The 24,677-nt window shown below is 41.5% G+C and carries 22 protein-coding genes; 8 read left to right on the top strand and 14 right to left on the bottom strand.

The genetic code is table 11. The annotated features are described in order from the left end of the window. Positions 1–209 precede the first annotated feature (209 nt). Entirely contained in the window at positions 210–1,178 is a 969-nt protein-coding gene (locus FZC78_RS22115) for an LLM class flavin-dependent oxidoreductase (RefSeq protein ID WP_148942243.1), read from the bottom strand. Between the two features lie 1,072 nt (positions 1,179–2,250). Between FZC78_RS22115 and FZC78_RS22110 the strand changes: the two genes are divergently transcribed. From FZC78_RS22110 to FZC78_RS22100, 3 genes are read left to right on the top strand one after another with little or no spacing between them, the layout of a single operon-like run. Beyond that, positions 2,251–3,369: an endospore germination permease gene (locus FZC78_RS22110; protein WP_148942242.1), complete on the top strand. Its 1,119-nt coding sequence runs from the start codon at positions 2,251–2,253 to the stop codon at positions 3,367–3,369. Further along, positions 3,347–4,789, top strand: a complete 1,443-nt coding sequence (locus FZC78_RS22105; protein WP_148942241.1) for a spore germination protein — start codon at positions 3,347–3,349, stop codon at positions 4,787–4,789. Before FZC78_RS22110 ends, FZC78_RS22105 begins: the two co-directional genes overlap by 23 nt. Further along, positions 4,786–5,943, top strand: coding sequence for a Ger(x)C family spore germination protein (locus FZC78_RS22100; protein WP_148942240.1), 1,158 nt, complete (start codon positions 4,786–4,788; stop codon positions 5,941–5,943). The genes FZC78_RS22105 and FZC78_RS22100 overlap by 4 nt, the downstream gene beginning before the upstream one ends. A 78-nt stretch (positions 5,944–6,021) precedes the next feature. On the opposite strand, the gene FZC78_RS22095 is transcribed toward FZC78_RS22100, so the two are convergent. Genes FZC78_RS22095 through FZC78_RS22075 form a run of 5 tightly spaced genes read right to left on the bottom strand, consistent with a single transcriptional unit; the run spans position 6,022 to position 11,320 of the window. Continuing rightward, positions 6,022–7,416, bottom strand: a complete 1,395-nt coding sequence (locus FZC78_RS22095; RefSeq protein WP_148942239.1) for a PepSY-associated TM helix domain-containing protein — start codon at positions 7,414–7,416, stop codon at positions 6,022–6,024. 25 nt (positions 7,417–7,441) lie between these two features. Further along, a complete protein-coding gene (locus tag FZC78_RS22090; protein WP_187445059.1) occupies positions 7,442–8,221 on the bottom strand; it encodes a FixH family protein in 780 nt (259 codons plus the stop codon). A 45-nt stretch (positions 8,222–8,266) separates the two neighbouring features. Then, a complete protein-coding gene (locus FZC78_RS22085; RefSeq protein ID WP_252183706.1) occupies positions 8,267–9,703 on the bottom strand; it encodes a sensor histidine kinase in 1,437 nt (478 codons plus the stop codon). Beyond that, the gene (locus tag FZC78_RS22080; RefSeq protein ID WP_148942237.1) at positions 9,684–10,355 is read right to left on the bottom strand and encodes a response regulator transcription factor; all 672 of its coding nucleotides are present in this window, start codon (positions 10,353–10,355) and stop codon (positions 9,684–9,686) included. Before FZC78_RS22080 ends, FZC78_RS22085 begins: the two co-directional genes overlap by 20 nt. Continuing rightward, positions 10,352–11,320, bottom strand: coding sequence for a YncE family protein (locus FZC78_RS22075; protein WP_148942236.1), 969 nt, complete (start codon positions 11,318–11,320; stop codon positions 10,352–10,354). Before FZC78_RS22075 ends, FZC78_RS22080 begins: the two co-directional genes overlap by 4 nt. 293 nt (positions 11,321–11,613) lie before the next feature. Here FZC78_RS22075 and FZC78_RS22070 point away from each other — a divergent pair, with 293 nt between their 5' ends. From FZC78_RS22070 to FZC78_RS22060, 3 genes are all read left to right on the top strand, one after another. Beyond that, positions 11,614–11,871 (top strand): spore coat protein CotJB, encoded by a 258-nt coding sequence (locus FZC78_RS22070; RefSeq protein ID WP_148942235.1) that lies wholly within the window; start codon positions 11,614–11,616, stop codon positions 11,869–11,871. 2 nt (positions 11,872–11,873) lie between these two features. Then, on the top strand, positions 11,874–12,431 hold the full coding sequence (locus FZC78_RS22065; protein ID WP_148942234.1) for a manganese catalase family protein: 558 nt from the start codon (positions 11,874–11,876) through the stop codon (positions 12,429–12,431). A gap of 947 nt (positions 12,432–13,378) precedes the next feature. Further along, complete coding sequence (locus FZC78_RS22060; RefSeq protein WP_148942233.1) at positions 13,379–14,197, top strand: alpha/beta fold hydrolase; 819 nt, start codon at positions 13,379–13,381, stop codon at positions 14,195–14,197. 229 nt (positions 14,198–14,426) lie between these two features. Here FZC78_RS22060 and FZC78_RS22055 read toward each other — a convergent pair whose 3' ends face one another. The 8 genes from FZC78_RS22055 to FZC78_RS22020 form a co-directional block, all read right to left on the bottom strand. Further along, positions 14,427–15,350, bottom strand: coding sequence for a glycosyltransferase (locus FZC78_RS22055; RefSeq protein ID WP_148942232.1), 924 nt, complete (start codon positions 15,348–15,350; stop codon positions 14,427–14,429). A 94-nt stretch (positions 15,351–15,444) separates the two neighbouring features. Further along, complete coding sequence (locus FZC78_RS22050; RefSeq protein ID WP_148942231.1) at positions 15,445–16,554, bottom strand: polysaccharide pyruvyl transferase family protein; 1,110 nt, start codon at positions 16,552–16,554, stop codon at positions 15,445–15,447. A 657-nt stretch (positions 16,555–17,211) separates the two neighbouring features. Beyond that, positions 17,212–17,763, bottom strand: coding sequence for a nitroreductase family protein (locus FZC78_RS22045; protein WP_148942230.1), 552 nt, complete (start codon positions 17,761–17,763; stop codon positions 17,212–17,214). A gap of 129 nt (positions 17,764–17,892) precedes the next feature. Then, positions 17,893–18,300, bottom strand: coding sequence for a hypothetical protein (locus tag FZC78_RS22040; protein ID WP_148942229.1), 408 nt, complete (start codon positions 18,298–18,300; stop codon positions 17,893–17,895). A 551-nt stretch (positions 18,301–18,851) separates the two neighbouring features. After that, positions 18,852–19,421, bottom strand: a complete 570-nt coding sequence (locus FZC78_RS22035) for a Uma2 family endonuclease (protein WP_148942228.1) — start codon at positions 19,419–19,421, stop codon at positions 18,852–18,854. A gap of 1,134 nt (positions 19,422–20,555) precedes the next feature. Next, entirely contained in the window at positions 20,556–22,541 is a 1,986-nt protein-coding gene (locus tag FZC78_RS22030) for a DUF3732 domain-containing protein (protein ID WP_187445058.1), read from the bottom strand. After that, positions 22,541–23,044 carry a three component ABC system middle component gene (locus FZC78_RS22025; protein WP_148942226.1) on the bottom strand — a complete coding sequence of 168 codons (504 nt, stop codon included), beginning with the start codon at positions 23,042–23,044 and terminating at the stop codon, positions 22,541–22,543. Before FZC78_RS22025 ends, FZC78_RS22030 begins: the two co-directional genes overlap by 1 nt. A gap of 1 nt (position 23,045) precedes the next feature. Then, complete coding sequence (locus FZC78_RS22020; protein ID WP_148942225.1) at positions 23,046–24,197, bottom strand: ABC-three component system protein; 1,152 nt, start codon at positions 24,195–24,197, stop codon at positions 23,046–23,048. A gap of 5 nt (positions 24,198–24,202) precedes the next feature. On the opposite strand from FZC78_RS22020, the gene FZC78_RS22015 reads away from it, so the two are divergent. Next, positions 24,203–24,412: a hypothetical protein gene (locus FZC78_RS22015; protein ID WP_148948309.1), complete on the top strand. Its 210-nt coding sequence runs from the start codon at positions 24,203–24,205 to the stop codon at positions 24,410–24,412. Continuing rightward, on the top strand, positions 24,393–24,677 hold a 285-nt coding region (locus tag FZC78_RS24435), incomplete at its 3' end, for a DUF6431 domain-containing protein (protein WP_353733592.1). The genes FZC78_RS22015 and FZC78_RS24435, both read left to right, overlap by 20 nt.

Here is a 24,677-nt window from a genome sequence, read left to right as displayed (position 1 = left end):
GGAGTGCAGCTGAACTACGCTCCAGTCAACCTTACGTTAGAATGAGGGCGAAGAACTGTACGACAAGCGAATATATTTTAAGAAAGAAGCCTTTCTTTTAGATTTCCCAAGGAGCGCATGGTTAAACCAGCAATTACATGGCCCAACCGATTGTCATAGATGAATTTGACGTCATTCGTCTCCCTTGGCAAGTTCATCTGCGAGAAGTTTTATGACTTTTTTCGATTCTCAATTCGTGATACATTCGGGATGACCATGATTTCGTCCGTACCAAAAGCTTCGGCAATCCTCTTGATCTCTTTACTGACTGTCTCCGCTGTCCCAATGAGCATCCGGCTGCGGTTCTTTTTCACTTTGACTTCTTCCTCAGAGGTAAATCCCCGTGTTTTGGCTGTCTCGACGGAAGGGTAATAAGGCGGCTGATTTTCCGACTCCACAAAATACAGCCACAGATCGAATGCTTTTGCCAGATCTTCAGCTTCTTCTTCTGTTTCTCCGACAACAGCAAACAGCGAAATGATTGTTTTGGGTTTGTCTAAAAATGGAGAGGGCTCGAAGTGTTTACGATAATCTTCAACGATTTTCACGCCGCTCATACCCGGCTTGGCAAAGTGGGCAAATACATACCCTGTTCCCTGGACCGCAGCCACCCGGGCACCTCTTTCTCCGGTACCGAGCATCCACATTTCCGGTTTAGTTGATATGGCCGGCGCTGCGACCAGTGTTTGAAAACGGTGTTCATCCCTAGTGTTGTCTGTAAAATATTTTTTCAAGTCCTCCACTTGCTGCTCATAGGACTGCCTCTTGGTTTTCCCTTCATTCAACGCTTGATTGACCATCCGGTAGCTCGGCGACCTTCCGATACCAAGATCAATCCTGTTAGGGTGAAGAGCTTCCAGCACCCGAAAATTCTCCGCTGCCTTATAACTGCTGTAGTGAGGCAGCATGACTCCTCCCGAGCCGATTCGAATATGGGATGTGCTCCCTGCCAAATGCATCATCAGCATTTCGGGACTGCTGCCTGCCACGGAGTGAACCATATGATGCTCAGACACCCAAAATCGTTTATATCCAAGTGATTCCGCTTGCTTCGCTAACTCTGTTGTTTCCCAAAGAGCTTGATGAGCATCCGATCCTTCATCAATCGGAGAGTAGTCCAGTATGCTAAGTGATATCATTTTGGGCCTCCTTTACTCAATAGTTCTATCTTGCAGGATGGTCATGGGTTTGGGGAGGCTGCCCGGAAGTATACTCTTCGGCTGCCCGCCTTGTGGATACACATCTCAACTTAAAACACATCACTCATGTACCCACCTTCTCCTCCTGGATACACATCTCAGCCTAAAAACGTCACCTCATGTATCTACCTTCTCCTTCTGAGTACACATCTTAAACAAAATCCCGTCTCTCATGTATCCACCTTCTCCTTCTGGATACACATCTCAGCCTAAAAACGCCACCTCATGTACCCACCCTCTCCTTCTGGATACATATCTGAGCCTAAAATCACTCTCTCATGTACCCACCTTCTCTTTCTGGGTACACATCTCGGCCTAAAACCTCTCTCTCATGTATCCACCTTCGCGTTCTGGGTACACATCTCGGCCTAAAACCTCTCTCTCATGTACCCACCTTCTCYTTCTGGGTACACATCTCGGCCTAAAACCTCTCTCTCATGTACCCACCTTCTCYTTCTGGGTACACATCTCGGCCTAAAACCGCTCACTCGTGTATCCACCTTCTCTTTCTGGGTACACATCTCGGCCTAAAACCGCTCACTCRTGTATCCACCTTCTCTTTCTGGGTACACATCTCGGCCTAAAACCGCTCTCTCATGTACCCACCTTCTCTTTCTGGGTACACATCTCGGCCTAAAACCGCTCACTCGTGTATCCACCTTCTCTTTCTGGGTACACACCTCGGCCTAAAACCGCTCACTCGTGTATCCACCTTCTCTTTCTGGGTACACATCTCAGCCGAAAACCGCTCACTCGTGTACCCACCTTCGCGTTCTGGGTACACATCTCGGCCTAAAACCACTCTCTCATGTACCCACCTTCGCCACCCGGGTACATCCCTCAGCCTAAAACCACTATTTATGTACCTACCTTACCCAAAAGCTTTTAAGCTAGCCAAACTTCCGCTTCCCAGAATTGTTTTACTATAAGATATCCCAAAAATAACCCTCTCATATATTGCTCTCTTTAGGAAACAATACTACCTATCTTATTAAAAATTGGTGGTTTTTCTATGAAAAGCTTAATCAGGATTTTAATTCCAAGGCAGTTATTGCTGCTGCTTGTCCTTGCAACCGGGTTATTGAATCACGTTATCCTCATTCCCAACCTTCTGACGGCTTCCGGCAGGGACAGCTGGGTCGGAGTGATAGCCGCTTTCCCCATTTCCCTTATTTTTTTACTCCTGATTTATTACGTTGTTAAGAATAGTCCTCCTGAAGGTTTTTTTTCCATGATGAAACAGCGAATGGGCAAATGGGTGTACAGCCTTCTAATCATTCCGGTCATTTTATTTCTTTTTTCAAGTGCTTATGTGACGCTGAAGGATTTAATTATTTGGTTGAATGCCTATTTTCTTGCCGATTTCTCGCTGCTGGTCATTACTAGTGTCATTACTGTATCCTGTCTTCTCGTCACCATGGCAGGAATAAAGTATATCGCGATTGCCAGCGGGTTTATCCTGCCCCTTGTCATATTGCTCGGCATCATGATTGCGGCCATCAATACGAGTGTAAAGGATCCAATCCTGCTGTTACCTATTCTTAGTGAGGGATGGTCTCCAGTTTTAAAAGGGATCATCTATACACTCTCCGGGCTGCTTGAAGTCTATATCATTATCTTACTGTGCCCCTTTTCACAAGAGCCTTTTAAATTCAGGCATCTGGTTATTCTGCTGGTCATTCTTACCGGGTTAATTCTCGGCCCCTTATCGGCATCGATCATGGAATTTGGTCCTGTGGAATCAATTAAGTTCCGCTACCCGGCCTATGAACAATGGCGGATTTTGAGCGTCGGCGAATATATCAATCATATGGATTTCTTCGCTTTATACCAGTGGCTTAGCGGGGCATTGGTCCGTGCGGGTCTGTTCATGTACTTACTTGGTGTATATTTCACCAGGGAATTAAAGCACTATCGATTAAAGCCAAGGATTGTTGTCGTAAGTTATGCGCTGTTATTCACCGCCGTCATTTTTGTAAAATTGGATCCTTATTACTTCAGCAAATTTATCTATCATTATTATCTTCCGGGATGTTTACTGTTCTTCGTCACCTATATCCCGTTGTCGGCACTGCTTCTATTCTTATTTAACAGGAGGGTTGAACAAGATGTCCAAAACATCCAAGGATAAACAACTTGAAAAAGCGGATAAATTAAAGCTTCAGTTTCAAAAAAGCCAGGATCTTCAATCCAAACTTCATAAGACTGAAGGCGAGTCTTTTGAAATCCTTTATTTTGACAGCTTGATTAACCTCCAATATCTCGATCAGTATATCCTTCCCAAACTAGGAAAAGACAACGGTGATTCTGTTCAAGATAAGCTTCTGTCACTCTTTCAGGCAGAAGATGTCAGCAGCAAATCCATTGAAGAGTTGTCAGACCTGCTTTTTGAAGGAAGCGCCTTGTTTCTATTGGATTCTGTCATCCTGAGTATCCGAGCATCAGAATTTCCAAAAAGACAGCCTGAAGAATCGGCACTGGAAACATCGATACGAGGACCGAAGGATGGCTTTGTCGAGGATATTAAAACAAATATTTCCTTGATTAGACGGAGGCTTAATACTCCTTCCTTGTGCTTGGAAAGATACACAATAGGTAAAAGAAGTAAGACAAAGGTGGCCCTGATGTATCTCGATGATATCATTGATCCAGATGTCCTCGGGGAGGTACAAAAGAGACTGCAGAAGATTGACCTTGATATTTTAACCAATATTTACGATCTGGAAATGTATGTACGCGACCGTCCTTACTCTGTCTTTCCTACCCTGGACTATACGGGAAGGCCTGATTTTATTGTACAAGGATTGAATCAGGGGAGATTTGCTCTCATAGTGGATGGAAATCCGACTGTCTCCTTTGCTCCTATCAATTTGCTATTGCAGACCAAGTCTCCTGAAGACACGTATAATAACTTTGCCTATGTTTCAATCGAAAGGATCATCCGGCTCTTGGGCCTGACGGTTGCCGGTTTTTTGCCGGGACTGTGGATTTCTTTTTCTGCTTTCAATATAGAGCAGATTCCCTACTTGCTTGTCGCCACCATATCCGTATCCCGTTTCGGACTGCCTTTATCCGCACCCATCGAGATGTTTGTGATCCTGCTTTTGTTTGAATTGTTTAATGAAGCAGGGGTCCGCCTGCCTCGTGCCATCGGGCAGACGGTTGCCGTCCTAGGGGGATTGATCGTCGGTGATGCTGCCATCCGGGCGGGTTTAACCTCCCCGACTATGCTGGTCGTGGCTGCCATTACCTATATCTCTTCCTTTACCTTAGTGAATCAATCCCTGAGTTCCACCTTCACCATCATCCGGTTTGCCGTGCTGTTAATGAGTACTTTTTTCGGCTTATTCGGGGTTACGATCGCCTTTTTGCTCACCCTTTTCTATATGGCAACTCTTTCTTCCTTTGGCAGTCCTTATCTTGGATCTGTGGCTCCTATCAGCTTCACAGAAGCCGTCAAATCAATTCTGCGGGCCCCTCGCCAGTATTTTAAATCAAGAACTTCCCTGACAAGTCCGGAAGATTCTTCAAGAAGGGGCGGCGGATCATGAGGGTGAGGATTCTTTTAATCGTTTCTCTCACTGCCTTCAGCTTATCCGGATGTTCAAGTTTGAAAAATATACAGGATTTAACCTATATCGTGAGCATGGGTATGGATTATGACGAGGAGAATAAGGAATTCAAGGTGTACATCCAGGGGCTTAACTTCGCTAACGTCGCAAAGCAGGAAGGCAGCAGGCCCATTGAGCCCGTCCCAATATTTTTAGCTTCTGCTACCGGGGAGACCTTAAACCTGGCAGTTAGCAAGCTTTATAAAAAGTCAGAACCTCCTCTTTTTTTCGGCCATGTGGTTACCCTTGTATTAACCGAAAATGTCATGAAGGAGCAATTTCAGGAAGTCATGAACGAAATCGGCCGGAACCGGTCCCTTCGCCCGACTCTCCGGGTTGTCATTTCTAAAGAAAATCTTGAGGATACTTTTTCAACAAAGGCTTTATTTGACTACCCTGCTATCTACACTGTCTTATTCAAAGGGAAAGGAAACGAATTGTCACAAGATGAAATCAAGCCGATGATTCTGATGAACTTTTTAAGGGACTTTTATGAGCCGATGGGAGTGGCGAAAGTACCCACTGTCAAAATCGACAAGGAATCTTGGGAAGCTGATAAAGAATTCCCTGTCTTGTATTTCGATGGCTACGCTGTATTTCAGCATCAGGAATACAAAGCCAACCTGGGATTCCAGGATGCTTTGCTCACTAATTGGATTTCGGAAAAAGGGGTTGTGATCGATCACAAGGTCGAGAAGGACGGAGAATTGATCGCTGCCGTGAAGCTCAGTTCTCCCAAGATGAAAATAAAATATGAAGAAAATCCGGATAAACCTAAATTCTCCATCACCCTCTCCCTTCAAGGAGATTTACTCGAGAAAGTGAAAGATATTCCTTTAAAGGACCTGGAAGCCATCATCATAAAGGACTTCAGAAAGAAAGTGATTTCCCTTTATGAGACAGGTGTTGAGAACCAGACAGATATCCTGGATGCAGGCGAAAAATGGTACAGGGAACACCCCCGGAGGTATAAAGAATTGAAAGAGAGCAAAAAGTTCTATTTGGACAAGGATTCTTTAACGGATGTAAACGTAAGTGTAACGATGGTCCACTTTAACAGCTACAAATATGACACAAAGTATGATGAGGATTAAAGGATCCCATCCTTTCACACACTAAAGCGCTAAAAGGGACAGTCCCTCTTAGCGCTTTAGTGTATTAAAACATTATTCCTAATATGTTCCTTCATTTCTTTTCCTGAGGCTGAGCACCATGAAATCAATGATGACGATGATCAGGATGGACAGTCCCACAAGAGGCATAAGGATTCCCAGGACCGCCAGGATGGCAATGACTCCCCACTTCACTTTCGCATCATTCATGGCAGCCGGTGCTCCAAAGGTTCCCTTCGGCTTTCGCTTCCGCCACATGACAAAGGAACTGAAGACCATCAGGACAATTCCGAGACAGGTAATCGCACCAAGAATCTGATTGGCCAAGCCGAACAGCCTTCCTTCATGGAGGGCGATGCCGACTGTAATGGCTTTTGCTATCAGTCCGTAATCAGCAAAACGGACATCACTCAAGACTTCGCCTGAGTATTGATCCACGTTCAATGTTGCGTTATCTCCTGGCTTTGTATGGGAGGTTGCCAGGGTGTATACCCCTTTTTCACCTTGTGGCAGCGAGATGGTATAGGGCTTCTGAACTTCACTCCTGTCCGCGACCTGATTGATTTCGTCCAGGGTTTTGCTGTTTCCGCTGCCAGAAGATGCAGGCACCTCCATATTCTCGGTTGCCCACGGACCGTCTCCCACCACGTCTTTCGTAGTCAGGACTGACTCTGGTTTAGCACCGAAAGCTAAAGCATATTGAGGATAGCTGTTGGCAGCTGTCGCTAATTTGTTGATTTGTTCTCCGACGACGCTTGTCCAAGGCAGCCCTGTTAAAATAAGGATCGTGATAAAGATAGAAAGCCAAAAGGCAGGAACGGCATGAAGATCTCTCCAGAAAACCCGCCCTTTCTTCCCCAAACGCGGCAGGACCGTTCCCCATATCTGGCTTTTCTTTTTCGGCCACCATAGATACAATCCTGTCAGCACAAGGATCAAGGTCCAGCAGGCCGCAAGCTCGACAAGGAGATTCACAAAAGTTCCGCCGGCAAACCATTCGCTGTGGACTCTCTTGAAAATACTTGAAAATGTTTCATCCGCGGCCAAAGAGCCTTGGTAGCCTCCAGTGTAAGGATTGATGAAGCCATACATCATAGTGCCGTTTTCCATATAGCTCAGCTCGGTTGTTCGCAGGGGGTCATCATACTGCTTGACCGACAAAATCGATGCTTTCTCTCCAAACTCCCGGCTGGCTGCTTCCGTTTGCTCCGCTAATGTCAGGGCTGGTTTTCCTTCCGACCCGCCTTCGATAAAAAAGTGTTCCTGGTACAAGTTTGCTTCAATCTGGGGTTTAAATAAGTAGAGCCCTCCGCTGATTGCCAGGACGATGAGAAAAGGAGCCGTAAAAATCCCTGCATAAAAATGCCATCGCCATACTGCCCGGAAAATCGCCGCTTTCCTGCTTGGTTTTCCTTCTGGTTTGCTGTCATAGCTGTGATGTATTCTTTCTTCCATGTCGTTTCTCCCTCTAAAACTGTCCTTATTTTACAGTCAATATTTTTTCTTTATGCGTGTGCAGTTCGCCTTTTTCGATGTGAAGTTTCACTTGAAACATCCCCGCTTCTGTAAAAGTATGGGAGGCTTTATATTCACCTTCACTCACTTCTGAAGCATCGATGAAATCATGCTTCTCTTCGCCGTCTTTCCATATTTCAAAACGGACGTCCGCCTCTGACAAAGGATGATCTCCATTCATCGCATGTCCGGTCAGCTCCACTTCGTCTCCTGATTTCACCGTATCTGCCATCATAATGTGGCCTGAAACCTCTTCCCCATGGCTGTGGGAATCCTCATGGCCCTCATCATGAGCATGTTCTGTTTCTTCTATATCACCAATCGCAAGCTCTAACTTCGGCATGGTATGCATATCTCTTGCCGTTACATGGGAAACCACATAATAAATACCCGGCTCGTCCACTGTCTTTTCGATAGAGTAAATTCCATCTCCTTTGGATTCGCCTTCAAACATTTCGTGCTCTTCTGTTTCTTCGCCTTTTTTCCAGAATTCAAATTCTACTTCTTTGGCATCATCCACGTTTTCATCTTCATGAGTGACTTTCGCCTCGATGGTGAAGCCCTCCCCGTCCTGAAGTTCATCTGGCCCAGGCTGGGTAGTGAGTTCTACCTCCAGCACATGTAAGGCTTCACCATCGTCATGCTGATGAGATTCACCCGAATTTCCCTCATTTTGTTCCCCGCATGCTCCCAGGATGAGTACGCCACTTAGTGCAATCGATATCCCTAATTTTTTTATCATCATACTCTTTTCCTCCATTTCAGTTTCCGGCATTCAAGTCAGCTCTCATCATTCACCGCCAAGCGCTATGGATTTAAACGCCAGGCTGATTGAGGTTCCTTTTCCCGGAGCAGACTCTATATCTATTTTTGCTTCATGCTTCATAACAATTTGTTTGACGATAGCCAAGCCCAGGCCAGAACCGCCTTCGTTTCTGGTCCGTGATTTGTGAACTCTGTAGAAGCGATCCATAATATTGGACAGGTCTTCAGACGGAATCCCCGGTCCTCTATCCTCAATGGTCAGCACCGTCCATTCTTCTCTTTGTTCCATTTTCATAAAAATCTTTTCTCCCTCCGGAGAGTAACGAACCGCATTATCCAGCAGGTTGCCGATGACCTGCTCGAGCCGGTCGGGATCACCTTCAATGATGGCCTCTTCATCCAGCTGGAGGTCAAGTTGAATCCTTTTTTGCTCCAGAGGCAGCTTGAATCTTTCGGTAACATCCAGCACCAGCTGCCCAAATGGAATAGGTTCCATTTTCATCGGATAGGAATCGCCTTCGAGCTGCGCGAGGTCCAGTAAATCATTGACAAGGCGGGATAAACGCGCTGTTTCTTTATGGATAATTCCAAGGTACCTCTGCCTTTCCTCTTCACTCTCCACGACACCCTCGAGCATTGCTTCCGTATACCCCCTCATATAACTAAGCGGGGTCCGGAGTTCATGCGAAACGTTCTGCAGGAATTCCCTTCTATTACCCTCGACCTCTTCCAGCGATTTCGCTAATTGATTGAATGACCGTGCCAGCGCCCCCATTTCATCCGAAGTGGATGCCTCGATCCTTTTTGAAAAATCCCCTGCGGCCATCCGTCCTGAAATCATTTCCATCTTCTTCAGCGGCTGAATCAGCTGGGAGGCAATTTTTCTGCCTGACCAAACGACCACAAGCAATATCAATAGAAGGAGCCCGGCCAAAACATATCGAATCGATTCAAAAGGAGCGTAGACATCCTCCAAAGGCATATAAAGAAAAATCGCCCCGGAAAGTACATCACCATCCAGCAGCGGAATGGCCACAGCCAGGATGTCCTGATTAAAAACAGGATGCTGCCGGACCATGGTCACCGTTTCACCGTTCAATAGCTGCTGCCTTTCTTCAAAAGTGATCAGCGTTTCACTCTCTGCACCTCCGTATGGAAGGGATGCGCTCAGCTTCATTGGATCTTCGGTAAAAATCACATCAGCCTCTGAATTGGCTGACGCCCATTCCAGCCTCTCCTGGAAATTCTCCGTATCCCACTCTTCATAATACGCCTCTTCAAGGCTCCTGCCTTGCAGGAGGAGCAGGTCTTTCTGCTTGTCCACATACAACTTTTCATATAAATAGAAGGTTAACCCGATGGTAATCAGGACCGTGAGCAGCGCCACTAAGGCAATGGTGAACCATATTTTTTGCCGAAGCCCGATTCTGGTCAGCTGGTTTCTAAATGAATTTATAGCCAACACCCCAAACCGTTCCGATATATGGCCCGGCTGTTTTCAGTTTCAGCCTCAAGGTTTTGATGTGAGTGTCCACAGTCCGCGCTGTTCCTTCACTTTCAAATCCCCAGACTTTATCCAGAAGCTGCTCCCTGCTGAACACCTGCCCGCGGTTTTGCGCCAATAACGAAAGGATCATAAACTCTTTTCTAGTGAGGTTCACTGTCGCTCCATCGACCTTCACCACATGTCCTTTCAAATCAATGGACAAGTCTTCATGAGTGATCGTCTGGCTGTCTGCACCCGGACTGCGGTATCCCTTAGACCTTCGGAGAGCCGCTTCGATCCTCGCGAGGAGCTCTTTTGGACTGAACGGTTTGACCACATAATCATCCGCACCGATCTTCAGGCCGGTGACACGGTCATCTTCACTCCCTTTCGCTGTCAGCATGATGATCGGGACATCAGAAAAAGTGCGGATTTCCTTTGCCGCTTCCAATCCATCCATGACCGGCATCATGATATCCAGCAGCACTAAATCGATAGGCTCTTTTCGCAGCACCTCAAGCGCTTCCCAGCCATTTTCTGCTGGAAAAACGGAATAATTGTGAGCCTTTAAATAAGAGTTTAAAAGCAGAATCATATCTTTTTCATCATCGGCCACAAGAATATTCATTGAACTCCCCCTCCCTCGATAATCGCAACAGGACCCCCGCTGATTTCCATTTCCGTTTTAACTTTAAATGTTTGAAGATCTACTATAAAAAGAGAATTGCTGTCTATGCTCGAAACATATAATGTCTCCTCATTACCGGTCACATCATACGGATTGGCTCCTGCATTGATTTTTTCAGTGCTTTCGCCGCCAATCTTGTAAAGTTCATGAGAGCCATGGCAGACGACGTACACATCCCTGCCTGATGGAGGGCTGAAAAGTTTGACCGGCATCAACCCGACTTCTATGCGCTGGACCCCCTCCCCGCTTTCCGGATCGATCACATAAACATACCTGTTCAATTCCCCATGGACGGGACCATGTCCGCCAATATAAAGCTTTGAATCCTTGACCAAAATGCCTTCCGGGAGATAAGGAACGAGCATTTCCTTTTTCACCTGCAGCGTATCCACCTCAATGGCAGAAATGGAAGAACTCTTCTGATTCACTACATATAGAAGTTTCTCCGCCTTATCCAGAGCCATTGACAGCGGAAACTTCCCTACTGCAATTTCTGAAATCATTTCTTTCTTTTTTAAATCGAATACTCTCACTCTGTTTTTCCCACTGTCTGCGAGAAATAATTGATGGGTGCGCTTGCTGTACAACAGCTCATTCACACCTTCACCACTACCCTCCCATTGCTCCAAGTCACCGTTTTCCGTATTCAGAAGGGAGAGAGAACCGTCTTTACTGGTAAAAGCAATACGGACATCATCTACGCGGACCATGTCCACAATGGCAGAACTCAATTCAATCGAATCTATCACCTGCTGTTTCTCTTTATCGATAAAAGTCAGCCCGGCATCCTTCAAATGGGAAACCATGACAGCCTCTTCCGCATTCTCCGGTACAGCCAGCGACTCGCTCTGACAGCCCGAGACCAACAACATACTCATTAATATAAAAAATATCATATTATTCATAAAGGACCTCTAATCCTTTCTTTTAGTTAGAGTTTTACCCAACGCTATCTAGTATAAAAGATAAATTTGAAATCTTTGCGAAGTATTGGGGAACGATTTGTGAAATGGAGAAGGGATTCTTTTAAAACCCGTTTAAATAGCACTAACTCATCTAGCTCATTTTCTGCTTCAGCTGCCAATCAGCTATATTACGAAAACAACAGCTTTATGATGTGCTTACCTCCCCCACCCAATCTAAATCCATAGTTTTGAATATAGTAGTAAATGAAGACATATCGAGAAGGAGGTCACTTATGAAAAGACAAGCTCTTTTAGAGAGGAGACAGATAGTGGAGTTTGCTCTGTTAGATTTACAATTGTATTTTGATACACGCGCTGCCGATAAAATCGCTCTGAAGCAATTCAATCAATTATCTGCTGTATCACAAGAGTTGAAGGCGCTATATGAAAGGAAGTTCAGTCCCCTGCTGGGAAATGGATTTTCTCAATCAAAGATGACTTGGCAATGGGTGAATAGTCCCTGGCCATGGCAAATAGACAGGAGGTGTTAAACATGTGGATTTACGAGAAAAAACTGCAGTATCCTGTAAGAGTAACCAAGACCGATCCAAGGACAGCCAAACTTCTATATGAAGCTTACGGCGGCCAGGACGGAGAGCTGTCAATGGCCCTTCAATATTTAAACCAGCGCTACACCATGACGGATGATCGAGTCATCGCCCTGCTCACCGATATCGGCACAGAAGAATTGGCTCACGCTGAACTCATAGCAGCCTTGATTTATCAGTTGTCCAAGGATGCAACACCGGATCAACTAGAAGAGGCCGGCTTAGCACCTTCTTTCGCCAGTCATGGAAAATCACTTTTCTATCAAAATGCCGCGGGTGTTCCCTGGTCAGCACAATATATCCAGGCAACCGGTGATCCCATTGCTGATCTGTCCAGCAATATTGCCACAGAAGAAAGAGCACGTGTGCTCTATCAGCATCTACTGGAGCTGATTGATGACCCGGAAATATTGGATACTCTGCGCTTTTTAAGAGAGCGGACTATCGTTCACTCTTTGAGATTCAGAGAAGCTTTGGAGCTGTTAAGAGAGGAAACAGACTAATCTTTGATTTTTTCTTTTTGAAGTAAAAGAGGACAAGCACGTTTTAATATTTTTCTTCCCCCCTGCCATCTTATAAATAAATCCTTCAAGTCTGGATTTTCTACTAAAAAAAATGCTCTCAACAGGTAACGGGTTCTGTTTTTAAGTACAAACTTCTAATTAGCTAAAGTAATTGTTGAGTGATTTGCCCCCAAAAACAATGTCTATTGATCTCCACTCCAGGTGCGTGACTCCGCGGGGCGTGCGGTGAAGCAAAAGCGGAAGAGGCCGTTCAGCGACGTACAGATTTTAGGGTTCTCGTATGAGATAAAGGAATCACGGAGAGCGAAGCGATTCGATGATGACTTATCGCAAGGAGAGAGACCGAAATCTGCTAGTCGCTGGCCGCTGGAGCTGGATGAGCCTCCCTCGGCTTCGCCTGTATAAAAAGTGGCAGCGCCTTGGTCAGCCCCGACAGGCAAATGTTCTCTAGAGAAAAAAAGGCGGTTTTCCCTTTTATTCTCTAGAGGTTATTTGACCCCGAGGGGCTAGGCGCTGGAACTAGATTGGGGGTCTCACCTGTCACGCTAGTCCCGCAGGAGGTCACGCACCTTCCGTTCCAATCAAATCATTGCTAGATTTTTTATAATTAACACTCTTTTCATATTAATACGGGATTGAAAGTGTAAAGGAAATTGTGCCACAAATCAGGATCCCTTTGTATTACCAATTGAACAGAATTACCAACAAGAATACCGTTAAATCAACAAAAAAAGTGTCAAAATCAATGCGATCGGACACTCCTTTTGATGTGTAATTGTTAATTTCCCTTGAAAACAGAACTCCTTACCCACCGGTTCCCCATATCTCCCGGACAAGCTTATCGATCTTTTCTTAACTTCCAGAAATGAAAATGTATTATGACGAATATAATATACAAATTGAAAAGAATTCAGGGAGGGCACGCGATGAACTCTTACATTGAAGTGGAGCCAGGAGTAGAATTGTTTGTGCAGGATACCGGCAGCGGCGATCCCATCGTCCTTATTCCGGGTTTTACCTTTACTACAGAAGTCTTTTCCGAGCAGGTGAAGCATTTTTCCAAAACCCACCGTATAATTGTAATGGATCCGAGAAGCCACGGCAGGTCTACAATGACTGTCCATGGAAATGACTATATTACCCATGGAACGGATTTGCACAAGGTGCTGAAGCAGTTAAAAGTCGAGAACCCGACAATTGCCGGCTGGTCCTTCGGCTGCTTGACAGTCTGGGAATATATCCGCCAATTCGGAACGGAAGGCATCAAATCTCTTATCTTGATTGATATGCCGCCAAAATCTTTATCTCTGCAGCAGGACCAGGAATGGGTGGAGGGGCCGCTTGATGATATGGCGGCTGCTTACACCAACTACCTCCGCAATCCTAAAGGACAACGGGATTTCATTTCTGCTTATGCCAAAGGAGTCATGGTACAGCGAGATCTGAAAGAAGAAGAATTAGAATGGATCGTTGAGCAGTCTCTTAAAACACCTTACTATATCGCAGCTCATTTGTTTTCCTCGGGGCTTTTTTCCGACTATCGTATTGAAGCGGCCGCGAGCAGTGAAACCCTTCCCACTTTATATGTTGTCGCAGAGCACTGGGCAGAAACAGCAACAAGATATCTAAGTAGGCTGACTCCTAAAGCTTCAGTGGAAGTACTCGGCGGGCATCTGATGTTTTGGGAGCATAGTGAGAAATTCAATGAGATGGTTGAGGGGTTTTTACGGAAAGTCCATAAGTAGGCTGGATTCTCTCATCCTCGAAGGTTTTTGAGTGCAGCACCAGTAACACTTTTTTGCTGGGTAATTAGTCAAGAAGGTGCAGCTCCTGTGGAAAGGTAATCGGAAGAACTAGAGCTAAACTACCCAAACAATGCGGAAAGTTACGGAAACAAGGAACTGGAAAAAATTAAAAAGGAATTCGTTCATCGTTTTCAGATGAACGAATTCCTTTTTATTGGCTGGGTATATTTTATTTTTCTGAAACAATTTCTTTAATTTTTTCGACTAGCTGCCTTGCTCTGACCTGTACTGTATGGTTATTCAAAATAAAATTATGCCCTTGATCTATAATCTGATTTCTAGGTTCTTCATTCTCCAGGAAGTACTTTGCACGGATGGCAAAATCATTTTCTGTAACCGCTGCAAAATGGACATCTGGTATGAATCCTAAATCTTCAAGTTCCGGGAAGGTAGGTGCCAGTAAAAGGGTTTTACAAGCTGGAACCTCATAATATTTTAATAATGGATAGTTCAAGATTGAGGAATCCGTGAAGAAGATTTTTGCTTTATTGATCTCCTTTGCATAGCTCTCTCCTATCAGCAGTGCACTTTCTTCTTGTTTTGAGAATGCTCTATATCCTGGATGCTTTTTATAGATAAATCTCTTATCATCTTTGTAATATTCTTTGACGATTTTTCTAAAAGGATAGTAACCGTTTATCGCACCTAACATTAATAGTTCATTTTCTTTAACTGCACCATAATCTTTATAGATATCCCGATTGATAAAATGAGGAAACCAAATAAATCGGTCTCTATAAGAAGGATAGTTCTGATGAAATTTATCACGATAAACCGAAAACAGGTATGGAATAGCATTATCCTTAATATATTCTTCCCTTTCTTGAACAAGGCGGTGAACATCATTAATAAATAGGCCAGCTGGAATTTTCGTTTCAGCAATACCATTCACCATGGGATTGAATCCACCCAGGTCATTCAATACCAGGATAAAATCCGGCTTTACAGGCAGCCTCTCTAAAATTTCTTTCAAATTACCCGGGTGCCTCCATATCATCAGATTCGATATTTTTCCCAGTTCTTGCTCTAGATACGAATAATTTTTCACGATGAGATTGGAAGTGTCTTTCGTAATAAATAATAGGTTTAACATGTAATTAAACCACCTTTTTGCCACTTCTTTAAGGAAGAAGAACATCCCTTGACTTTCATCTCCCCTAAAGCACTTACTTTCAGAAGAGGAACTTTCATGACGGCCATTGCTTCCCTACATAAAGCAAATTATTAAATGGCTCATTTATGATATTTTTATACCTCTGAATTGGTGACCGCATATTCTTGATAATATTTTCCCGATCCGAGGCAATAAGTTGTTCCAGTTTTAAGATTTCCTCTTCAATCGTTAGGCAGTCTGTTGATACAGCTAATTGGTTCAAGTTGATGGATTGAGCAAAATCAAACACTTTATAACGATAAGCCAAAAGAATAGGCGGGACATCTGCTGCTGCAGATATAACATTCGCGTGAAGTTTGAGGTTGATTGTAAAATAAAAATTTGAGATTAAATCCAGTAAGTACTGCTGATGGTGAAGGTTTGTGTCTAATATAATGTTATCAGCATCATTTAATTGGTTATATAATTTTTTTGTAAAATCAATGTCTGTTTCCCAAACGCTGTAAAAATAAAACTTATAACCCTTTTTTATAAGAGATTGGATAGCTTTTACTAGCTGCCCCTCCACCTTTTTCTCGCTTCCTCCATAAATCTTATTATAAGAAGTCCCCCAATTGACCCCAATAACCTTACTTCCTTCAAACCTTCTTAATGGTTCAGCAACTTCCTGTTCTCTTGATAAGAGAACACCTGGATCTCCACTTAAAATCAGCTTATCCTCATTGGCTCCCATTTGCTTGATAAATTCATATGTTAGTGGTCCTCGGACTCCAGCAAACTCTGCTCGCTCAATTACTTCGACTAGTTTCTCACAATGCCCTTTTGAAAGATATTTATAAAGGTTAATACGGTGTCCCTTTTCTATCAATTTGAGATCCTCTTTTTCAATCCAATCGATACCAGTGCCCCAAATGATCACTTTTTTTCCTTTTTTCATAGCATTGTATAAAAAATCGATACTATCTTGCCCAATAATGGATCCCCCGCCTAAGATCACGACATCAAATGGATCAACATTTAGGCCATATATGAATCTTCTGGGAGGGGTGGATGTGAGTTCCCAAGGTTGTCCCTCCATAGCTGTATGAAATTTCTCCTTAAAAAGATCCCATAATAGTTCATCACCAAGATTCTTGTAACCCAGCCACCCCATGTATAAAATCTTTTGATTCTTACTAGACATACGAACACACCTCTCTAAGCTTAGTAAATGTTATATAGTGTATGAATCATTTGGTATTCTGTGAGCTGAAAGTTATATGTTGGGTGAAGAGGGATGGCAAAAAGGGCCCTTTTTCCTGCTTTATTCGTCTATTAATATCCTTGGAAGCACCTTCTGCACAGAACTAACAGCTTCACAGGTGATGAGCAGGCTAACGCCTATTCGTCAAGATTTACAAGGATGAAGAAAAAAACATGGAGTATAGGCGGGCATAAGATTTATTAGGTTTGTATTAACCGCTAGTGTGATGATCAGTATAAAAGGCTTTTTTCGTAAACTTTGTTGCTGTTTGATACTCATCCCGAAAAAGCAACCATATTAAGAGGGGGGAATCCGGCTCTTGGGAATTTTTCCGATAGCAGCAAGATATGCGAAAACAGCCTTATAAAAAGAGAGTGTACACCTAACTCTTTCACACCTATTTTCTTCCTTCTTTGACCGCTGTCGTTTCTTATCTGCTGCTCATTGGATTTCTTTTCTTCTGAGAGACAGAGAGACAGAAGGAATCTGAAACTAAAAAGGCTTTCGGTTATATGAAAATTACCGGAAGCCTTTTTTATGGAGAAAAGTTAGCACATCATGCTTAATCTTAACTCCTGGATATAGTGATTTTTATAATCACTCATAAACACTAAATTTCTCTTCAATAGGCGTACGCGGCCTTGGTGCTGGGGCTTCTAAAAAGTACCCCATGTGGAGAAAAGCAACAATCTTTTCACCAGGCTGCACTCCTAATGCCTCGCGTGCTTTTGGATCATAATTGTGAGGGTTTGTTTTCCAAACAACACCGAGCTTCTGTTCCCACGCAAGCAGCTGAAAGTTTTGGATCATGCAGCTCACCGCTCCATAATCTTCGTCCCATTGCTTCTGCCTTGGATCTTCCTTCATTACCACAATCAAAAATGCTGACGGCTGGCTGAAGTAATTCCTTCTATTCTCCTGCATCCCTGCTGGGAACCATTGTACAGCTTCCTCTATAAAATCTTCTTTTCGTTCTGTCGGCACAAATAGAAAACGCCATGGCTCTCTTAAACCGTGATTAGGTGCCCATACCGCATCACTCAATATCTCTTTCACAACCTCTTCTGTAACTGGTTTGTCCGTATACCCCGTTTTGATGGACCTTCGTTCGCGAATTGCTTTTGCTATTGGTGATAGTAGCTTCTCCATTTTCATATCCTCCTCAAAACCTTTTATATAGACCAACAATCCGTGACAGCACGAATGTTATCTTTAGGTATGTAGTTTTTCTCTTACAGAAAAATCGTTCTCTGACTTAGAGAACTAAGGCTAAGCTGATTATAGAGATACTTTCATACTGCTATCTGCTGCTCCTGCCAGCTTCTCTCTATACTCTTTTAACTCTATCCATTTCTCTGCTGCCGCTTTAAACTTTCCCTCATCATTAAGATCAAGAGCTTCATTTACACAGAAATTCAGATAATTAATCTGAAGCTCAAGGTCCGTTTCTGTATAGAATAACCCTTGTAAATAATAGTGAGTTAAATCCTCGACCGCTATATAAAAATTGGAATGATTCACTTGGACTAAGACATACCAACCGTTTACCATGTTATATGTACGCTCATATTGAAAGCTGATGATATCTCCCTGACTGACCTTTATCTTATCCGAATGTTCCTTACCTGGACAAAAGCAATCAATCTTGTGAACAAATGATTGTACAGCAATATAATGATTCACCATTCTTTTTCCTCCATTTAGAATAGTCCTCTATCGTTTACTCATCGCGAGCTGCCCCTTCATTAAACGGTACCTGTTCTAAACAATTTTTTGAACCACAGCATGGACAGTGCTCACCATCAATGCCATATTCACCTTCATCTAAATCCTGTGTATAGACATAAAAGCACCATTGGCACATTATAAATTCGATTGTTCCTCGCCTGCCTTTCCAGCCTCTTTCCGATTTAAAAGGGTTCTTAAATAAGTTTCTTATTGCCCCTATAAAAGAAGCAATAAGAAACCGGCATTTGAACCTGATAAAAGAGGGGGTATCAAGTTCTGAGCGCAGGGAACAAATGAGAATTGTTATCATTTGTGGCTTTATTATATCTGATAATGATTCTCAATGTCAAATGTGTATCATACACTTTTATAATCCTTATTACGGCTCAAGGAATATATAGGCAATGGAACCTTTGCAGAAGAGCCTTGGGACGTTTCTATAGACAAAAAAAGGGTGCCTGACCCCCAGGACGCTAAAGCATTAACACACTGGGGTCAGGCACTTTAATTTATTCAAATATTTGATTTAGGTCTATTTCTAATCCATACAAAATGTTCACGGTAATTGTATCAACTTTTGTAAAGACTCCTTGAAACTTGTATTGCTCATTGACTAATAGATATATTTCTACAGATTCGTTAACCGGGTCAACAAGCCAGTACTCTTTCACTCCTGCTTTTTCATAAAGCTGAAATTTATTCCAGCGATCTAACTTAACAGATGAAGGTGATAGGATTTCAATAATCAAATCCGGTGCTCCATTGCACCCCTTGTCATCAAGCTTTTTCCGATCACACACAATCGATAAATCAGGTTGAACAACATTATTTATATCATCATCTTGATTATTTTCAACTAATAGCCTTACATCAAATGGCGCAAAAAAAACTTCACATTCTTCTTCTCGCAAGAAAATCGAAAAAGCTGTAGATAGCTCTCTGAGAACCTGTTGATGCCTGCGTGATGGAGCAGGAGACATATTAAAAACTTCCCCATCGATTAATTCGAATCTTCCACCTTCGTCCCATGTTAGATAATCGGCATACGAGTACTTCTCTTTTTTATCCGGAATGGTCATTAAATCATCCCTTTCAACTCATACTTAATTATATTTTAGCATATCGGCAAGCATTCCTCAGCTTCACTTCAAGGCCTCATAATACAACAAGTCTTGCCCCAACTGGCACGTTTAATAAGGCTCTTTTTTAAAACTTTACTGTTTTTTAACACATTAATCTTAGACCACTGAACAAGGTATATAGGGAACGAAAGGTCTGTAGCAGCAAAGAGCAAATTTTTTGAGCCAAAGCGTAGCAAGCAGAGTGGTACTGAGATGAAAAAACGGCTTTTTTTTAAATAAAAAATAACTTTTAGTAAAAAAAGAGACTTCTCAAAAGTTTAATCACCTAATGAGAAGCCTCTTTTATATCTTATGTTAGCATTTTGTTAGCAAATCACTTCAAACCCCTTATATACCAAGGGGATGAGCGGCTTATTACATCATGCCGCCCCTAAGGTTAGGGTGTGTCATATCTATAACATAGTGCGCAAAGAGTGCGTATATCAACATTTCGGGATTTTTCAACTGTAACATCTTTAACGAGATGTTACAGTTCTTTACTGAATTACGTTAGCAAAATGTTAGCAAATTTAAATAGATAGCTTAATGCACTTGTTAACACACTCCACATGTGTTGAGTTGAAAGTATAGATCTTATACGAATGCCTCCATAGGAATTTACACATAAAGTAATTTAATATTAGGAATATATATAGGAGTTGTTTAATGTAGTTTGGTGTGTTGATACATTAGAAGTTATCGGAGAAGAAAAATTCAAAAAATCTTTATGCAATTTTGAATTTGAATTAGCACTCTTAATAAATAACTAACGAGAAATTAGAACAAGAGATAAATATTATTTTATTCCCTAATGAATTATTCAAGAAAAAATTCTTTGATCAGGAAGCACCTATATCATATACAATGCATCTTGTAAAGTATAAATCTGGATGACAGCAATGGATTGACGAGAATGACATCAAAAAATTGCCCAAGATTATTTTTCAGGGGACAGGTCGAAAGTTACAAGTAATCGAATAACTATAATGCATAAAATTATTATTTTTAAATCTCACTCTAATTTAGAAAGAAATAAAGAATAAATTTAGGTAAAAGCTGCTCTTTAATATAGAGCAGCTTTTAATAAATACTTTAAGAATTATACCAATGAGGTGGTATCAGCTTATTTCCATCTCTCCAAACATCTACTTCATATATATTATCAATTCCCCCATAAATACTACTATCCGCATGATCTAATACAATCGCTTGCCACCCAAAATCACTTGAACTAACAGAACTAGCAAGAGTAGAAAAAATTTTCTTAACCGCTTCTATGTCTTCATCTTCGTAATTTTTGTTATCTAGACTTCTGTTATTCCTGCTTTTAGTTTTCGGAAAATATACTTGGCTTGGTTGATCAAATATAACAAAGTTTGGGACAGACGATCCTTTTAATTTTAGAAAGAACTCTTGTAAGGCACACATTAGAGAAATATGGAATGCCACCCAGTTAGAAGCACTTCCCACTTCAGAAATGTAATGCCAGTTATCATTGTTGCTTAGAACAGAAATATTTAAGTCTTTTATACTGAATTTTGGTGGGATTCTTCTATAATTATCATCTACATCTAGTAATTTTAAGTATGTAAACATACCTTGGGCAATGTTCAAAACAGCACTATCTGTTCTATTCTGAACTACCATGGGGTTTAACAATTTCGTCAAACCTTCATATTCTTCTCTAAGATTCTCTATTTCCACTTCATTTAAGTCATTATTCAAAATTTCTCTATATAATTCGAAAGATGATCGAAACTGTCCCATAAACAAAAATAAACTTTTATTTTTATGAAACTCTTTTTGTGCCTCTTTATTCCTTGCAAGTAGTAGTTCTATACGATTATTTAAGTTCTTCTTTTTTTCTAAAAGAGTTTCTAAATCACTTTTTAATCTTTCTTCTTCTCTTAAAAAAGTCGAGGGGATCTCTGCAACACTCTTCGCTTGTTCTTCATACTTTTTATAAGCAGTACTCACTTTCTTTAATTCTGATTCGGCTTTTGGGTGTTTGTTTGATCCACAAATTGGACAATCATATGACCCACTAGAAATCTCCTCTAACCAACTTGAAATATGTAACCTTTCTGCTCTTTTCCGAATAGTATTTCCATAATTTTTATATCCACTTGTAAGTCTTTCTAAATCTCTTAGCCTATTTTTAGTTACCCCTATGTCAGTACTTAAAATTTCTTCTTCTTTTTCCAGGTTAAGCAATTGACTGTTTGAATCACTTATATGAAAAGTTTCTGTCTGTGTAAAGTCAGGAATACTATCGACTATCCTCTCCCCAATTAATAGTAATTCGTCAGGTGTAGCATCTTCGATTACATTTCTTTTAACAAGTCCATATTCGCTTGCTAGGAGTAAATGACCTTTTATGTTAGAAACCCACTTGGTAGAAACAGATCTCGCCTGTTCTCTTTCCTTTTCTAATTGCATTAATTTTTTCTGCAATATTTTAATCCTTTGTCTAGCCATAAGGGTTTCTATGTTTTCAGCACCCAGTATATATGGCATCCAGTTCCTTAACCTCTCTCTATGAACATGGGAGTGTGTTTTATAAAATAATATATTTTGATTTGCTACTATATCCTGTGTTTGAAATATAAATGCCATAAGGTCTCTAAATCCAAGCCTAGAATGATAACCTTCTTTTGATTCTTCTCCTGTAAGGTTAAAATAAGGAACTGAGGCAAGGGTATTGAGAATATCTTTCACTCCATCAAGATTTTGATTACTTGCTGTTATTTGTTTAGGAATTTCAACCGATTTCCCCCTAAGAATATAAAATTCATTAGAAACATGAGTCCCTATAGGTACTTTCCTTGCAAACAATATCTCTTCGGTATCAGTTTGAAAAACAACACCATACCATGAGGCATAATCTCGAATTGTATCAATTGGTATAAAGCAATCGCTTGAACCTAAACAGTAATCAATTATTGGTATTATTGCGGACTTTCCAGTTCTCGAGGCACCTGTTATAACATTAACCATTCCTGGTTTGAATTTAATAACTTGTGGTTTTAATTGACTTGAATCTGGCCAGACTATAAGGTTCAGTAATTGAAAATGCATTATAAAACCACCTTTAAATATTTTATAACTGTATATAGGTCGTGTTGGGCGAACCATTCTCCTAATATTTCAGCTTTATCTCCATCCTGTTTAAATTTCTTTTTTAAAGCCTTTCCTCTGCCTACCTTGACTTCTATATCTCTTGGATGTATTCCCCCTGATTCAGTATCCCAATATAGTAATCCCTGTGAAATACCAATATCTATAGCACTTAATGTATATTCTTTCTTCTGGTCGACTCTATCATGTATAGAGAAAAGAATATCTGAATTTTTATTATCTATAAAACTACGAACATAAGATTGTAACCCACTTCTCTTTCTAGTTATAGGCTCTATTAACCTTCTATTTAAAAGGATTGGCATAGCGATAAAGTGTAGTAATCCATTTGGGGAGTCCCCAGTAGAATGTCCTCTAATATATCCTCTTGAAAACCTCCATAGTAAGTAAGCACCAATAGTCGGTGTATTCCAAAGGCGTACTTCTTCAACTAATTTCCCCATACTACACCCCTCCCTTATTGAAAATTGTTTCCCACCTGGGATGCCAACCAAGTACTAATTGATTCGCGAGATAGTGATAGGTACCTGTAATAGTTGATGCAGGTGGACTCATATCCCTAATAGTTACCTGGTAAAGTTTACATTCATTTAATAGTAGTTTGCCTTTATGAATCTCAATTCTATCTGTATGCAATAAGTCAATTCTTTCTTGTTGATTTTTCCAAAACCTCTCTAATTTATCTTCAAATTCCACAGCTACCTCGTTATCTATTATCTCTGTTTCAATCCATTTATCGCGATTAGTTTCTGCTCTGAGGAAGTCGGAAACTGCTTCTATCATCTGATCACCACTGGATTCTATTTCCTCAAGTTGAATTAAATAGTTTGGTCTAGTCTTAAACTGTTCCTCAATTAAATCATGGGTATAATTAATTCCATGAGTAAAATCAACCAACTCTCGTCCCCTCGCCCTATCAAAAATCAGTTGACATTCTTCATTGAATGCTTCCCAACTAATTTTTGCAGGCTTTTTTTGGCTAATCATTTCCATTACTTTCTTCTGTACCCATCCAAGCAATTTATCAATGATAAACTCTCTTTGACCTTCTGGGATAATTTTTTTCTTTATCTCTAATCTTAGTTCATCAAACCCACTACTGCTGCCCACTTGATGTTCGAATTTCAATATTAGTGATCGAAATAACTCTTCATTATTCATAACATAGTTGTAATATTTCCATATCTCATGGTCACTCTTAATATCTGCAAGTTTATCTTTTGCATAAGCTAATGCTTCTTCTACTTCAGGAATAGTAATACATTTACTAAACCTTCCTACTATCCCCTCTCTTCCAGATTGATTACAATATAAGATGAATTTAGAACTTTCAACTTTCAAATCCCCTTCTTGTATAGTAACAAGCCAGTTATAAAACGTTTTCCACAAATCAGTCGATCTATCGGTTACTGGATTTCCATTTATTGAAGATTTGTCTTCTTCTGTAATAATATTTCCTTTGTTATCTTCAGAAGAAACGTCCCCTAATACCTCAACACATATTACATCTCCAGGTTCAGATGTTAAGAGATGATATAGAGCTCTGGGAAATTGCATAGAGTAACCTAATAACTGACCAGGTGCATTGTGATTCATTGTTAATGCTGTCTAAAAACGTCCATATGTTGACGGTATTGTTTGTCCGGGGATTGACGGATATAATGTCCTTAATCACCCTGAAGAAAGGAAAAGACGCCTTCCATTATGCCGGCCATTACCAGTGGCGCGACGGAAGACGTCCCTCAAACAATATGATTGTTGTAAATGATTATATCATAGTGGAATCCGCCGATAAAAGCGTTTTTTATTAAATGTGCAGAAAAGGTTCCTTGTCCCTGTTGTAATCATCAGGACTTCAAGGTCATTGGTTCAAGGGAGAGAAAGTTAAAAGATGAGAGAGGCATGGCCAGAACGTTTATCATCAGGAGGCTGCGTTGCCAGCAGTGCAACAAGATTCACCACGAGCTTCCTGACTTAATGATCCCATATAAACGATACGCTGCAGATGTCATCGAGGAAACCATTTTCCAAACAGCCCACCTGACGGTGGCAGCAGATGAATCTACGATTTACAGG

Source organism: Rossellomorea vietnamensis (assembly GCF_008180415.1).
In the GTDB taxonomy this organism is placed as follows: domain Bacteria; phylum Bacillota; class Bacilli; order Bacillales; family Bacillaceae_B; genus Rossellomorea; species Rossellomorea vietnamensis_C.
This window is presented reverse-complemented; position numbering and strand designations above follow the sequence as displayed.